Source organism: Streptomyces sp. NPDC005266, from assembly GCF_040607655.1.
Classification (GTDB): Bacteria; Actinomycetota; Actinomycetes; order Streptomycetales; family Streptomycetaceae; genus Streptomyces.
In genome coordinates this window covers 1-3,592 of sequence record NZ_JBEXHC010000054.1, presented here as the reverse complement: position 1 = coordinate 3,592, position 3,592 = coordinate 1, and the positions used below count along the sequence as shown (strand labels likewise).

The following is a 3,592-nucleotide window of genomic DNA, read 5'->3' as shown; positions in this document are numbered from 1 at the left end:
CGACGCGCCGATCATCGTCACCGACGCCCGCCACCGCAGCGAGGCCAAGAGCGCACTCATCACCCTGGTCGAGCACGCCCTGATGGCCCGGCTGAAGTAGGGCTTATTGTCCGGAAGTTATCCGGAATCCGACGTAGGAGCGGGCTGTGTCCAACGACGCGGCCCGCTCCTCCGTTCATAACGTTTCGACAGAGAAAAACGCCCCTCCTCGACACAGAGTGCTTACGGTCAGCTCCGGTGTGCGCTCAATTGGTTCGGCATTTGACACGGCTCACCCCGAACGCCCCTTTTATCTCTGGTCTAGACAACAGACTGCGCGGTTTGCGCACTGTTTGGAAAGGACCTGCGGGGCGTGCTGGAATTCGCTGAACTGGGCGTAAGGGCTCAGCTGGAACGGCACGACAAGAGGTGCCGACGCCGAGAGGTTGTTGGTCGAGTGAGGCGAAGCAAGCCGGATCCCGCGCAGGAAACGCGAGGGAACTTCACCCCGCCGCCGCGTACGCGCACCGCGGCGTCGCCAGCCGATGCGCCCGATCCACCCGCCCCCAGCGGCGGACGGATCTCCCCACGGAACTGGCGGGTGCGCACCCGGCTGTACGCGATTCTGCTCATCCCCGTCCTGGTGGCCCTGGTCTTCGGTGGTTTCCAGGTCGCCTCCTCGGTGGCGACCTGGCGCGAGGCCGAGGACGCCGAGCGCATCGCCCGGGCCGTCCGGGCCGCGGAGACCTACGCGCACGCGCTGGTCGACGAGCGCGACCTCACCGCGGGCCCGCTGCTCACCGGCACCAACGACGATGTGGTCACCAAGGCGCGGGCGGCCAGTGACGCGGCGCGCCAGGAGTTCGACAAGGCCGCCGCGGACATGCCGAAGACGGCGACCCTCCAGCGCCGCCTCAAGGCGTTCGAGGCGGGCCAGGCGCAGCTGGCCGGTCTGCGCAGGAACGCCTACACCGACCGGCTGAGCGGTGTGAAGACCGAAGAGAGCTACGTCGCCGTCGAGCACTCCCTGATCGAGTTCGCCAATGAACTCGGCCTGGGCACCGGCAACATCACCTCCTACGGCCGCACCGTCTACGCGATCTCGCTGGCCAAGGGCGCCCTGTCGCTGGAGCGCTCCATCGGCACCCATCTGCTGGTCAAGCCCGGTCCGTCCGCGGCCGACCGCAAGCGGCAGCTCACCGCCTTCGGCAGCTACGTCTACCTGGAGGGCATCGCGCTCGGCGAGTTCCAGGCCGCGGGCACCCCGGAGGACGTCACCCGGCTCGAGGACACCCTCACCGCGGCGCAGAAGCGGGCGAAGGAGCAGCTGGCGGCGGCCAAGCAGAAGGCCGACGCCGCGGGCAGGAAGTTCGTCGCCCCGCCGAACATGACCCGCATGGTCCAGGCCATTGGCAGCGGGACCCCGTCGGCCCAGCTGGCGACCAAGGGCGTCACCCCGGACACCTGGTTCAACGCCTCCACGATCAAGTTCAACGCCTACCGCGATGTCGAGCAGCGCCTGATCAACAAGGCCGTGGACGAGGCCGCGCAGATCTCCTCGGACGCCCAGCGCGACGCGATCGTGAACGCCGTCATCGTGGTGATCGCACTGCTCACCGCGTTCTTCGTGGCCGGCCGGATGGCCCGCTCGATGAGCCAGAGCATGCAGCAGCTGCGCAATGCCGCCTTCGACGTGGCCGATCAGCGACTGCCCGCCGTGGTCGACCAGCTCTCCCGCACGGACCCGGGACGCGTGGACACCCGGGTCGCCCCGATCCCGATCACCAGCAAGGACGAGATCGGCGAGGTGGCCCGCGCCTTCGACCAGGTGCACCGCGAGGCGATCCGGCTCGCGGCCGAGCAGGCGATGCTGCGGGGCAACGTCAACGCGATCTTCACCAATCTCTCCAGCCGCAGCCAGGGCCTCATCGAGCGGCAGCTGACCCTGATCTCCGAACTGGAGAGCAGGGAGGCCGACCCGGACCAGCTGGAGAACCTCTTCCGCCTGGACCACCTGGCCACCCGTATGCGGCGCAACGGCGAGAACCTGCTGATTCTCGCGGGCGAGGAGCCGGGCCGCCGCTGGAACCAGCCGGTGCCGCTGATCGACGTGCTGCGCGCCGCCTCCTCCGAGGTGGAGTCGTACGAGCGCATCGAGCTGGCCGGGATCTCCGAGAGCGAGATCCACGGCACCACGGTGACCGACCTGGTGCACCTCCTGGCCGAGCTGCTGGAGAACGCCACCACCTTCTCCTCCCCGCACACCAAGGTGCGGGTCACCGCGACCCGGCTGCCCGACGGCCGCGTGGTGATCGAGATCCACGACAAGGGCATCGGCCTGACCGCCGAGGACTTCGCGGACATCAACCACAAGCTGGCCCATCCGCCCACCGTGGACGCGGCGGTCTCCCAGCGCATGGGCCTGTTCGTGGTCGGCCGGCTGGCCGACCGGCACGGCATCCGGGTCCAGCTGCGGCCGGCCGGTGAGCAGGCGGGCACCACCTCGCTGGTGATGCTGCCCGAGGCGATCACCCACGGCGGTGGCGGCGAGGAGCTGCCCCAGGACGACTTCACGGTCTCCCGGATCGTCCCCGAGCCCGAGCAGCAACAGCAGCAGCCCTCCTACGAGGACGTCAGCGCCCTGTCGTCGCGGACCGCCGCCGAGCTGGGCTTCGATGACTCGGCCTATGCCCAGGACCAGTTCCAGGGCCAGTACAGCGGGATGGGGGCCACTGAGCGGGAGCAGGAGCCGCGGCTGGGCCGGACCCCGCCCGCGGCCCCGGCCCAGCCCTCGTACGAGAATGCCGGGTTTACAGAACCGGAACCGCAGTACACAAACCAAGCAGAGCCGGAACAACAGCCGTACGTCGGCTACAACTCACCTTCCCAGCAGGGAGAGTGGGGAGATTCCGGATCTTTCGAGATGCCGTACGGGTCGCAGTTCGGGACCGAAGCGGAATCGGGACCCAGCGCTCCCGAAGTCACCCGGGACCGCGTAGAGTTCCACCGTCCGGGCCCCTCCCCGAGCGGTATCCACTCGATGACCGACGCCGGGCTTCCGCGTCGTGACACGCAGTGGCAGCCGTCCGGGGAAACCGGGGCGCAGGGGGTGGCCGGGGAACCGGCGACGCCCATGGCGCCGGAGCAGCCTCGGCACGCCTCCCAGCAGGAGGGCGGTGCCCAGTGGCAGTCGGAGAACGACCAGCGCTGGCACCGGGCCGAGCGGCTCCGCGAGCCGAAGGCCGGCGGGGTCACCTCCTCCGGCCTGCCCCGCCGGGTACCCAAGGCCAATCTGGTCGAGGGTGCCGCGGAGCAGACCGGACAGGGCGGCCCCCAGGTCTCCCGAGCCCCGGAGGACATCCGCGGCAGGTTGAGCAACCTGCGCCGGGGCGTCCAGCGGGGACGCAACGCCGGCGGGATCCCCGGGCGTGACCAGCATGACCAACAGGGCTTCGGCCCCGGCAGCACCTACGATCAGGAGCGTTAGTGTGAGCCCGATGAGCCAGGCGGCGCAGAACCTGAACTGGTTGATCACCAACTTCGTGGACAACACCCCCGGGGTGTCCCACACCGTGGTGGTCTCCGCCGACGGACTCCTTCTGGCGATGTCCGA

General features: G+C 69.4%; 2 protein-coding genes and 1 pseudogene. All 3 read left to right on the top strand.

The window, feature by feature from the left end; all coding sequences use genetic code 11:
• A pseudogene (locus tag ABZU99_RS34805) lies at nucleotides 1–100 on the top strand (ATP-binding protein); the annotation flags it as partial.
• Between the two features lie 336 nt (nucleotides 101–436).
• A complete protein-coding gene (locus ABZU99_RS34800) occupies nucleotides 437–3,466 on the top strand; it encodes a nitrate- and nitrite sensing domain-containing protein (protein ID WP_355955317.1) in 3,030 nt (1,009 codons plus the stop codon).
• A 10-nt stretch (nucleotides 3,467–3,476) separates the two neighbouring features.
• Nucleotides 3,477–3,592: roadblock/LC7 domain-containing protein (locus ABZU99_RS34795; protein WP_302888475.1), on the top strand; the 116-nt coding region annotated here is incomplete at its 3' end.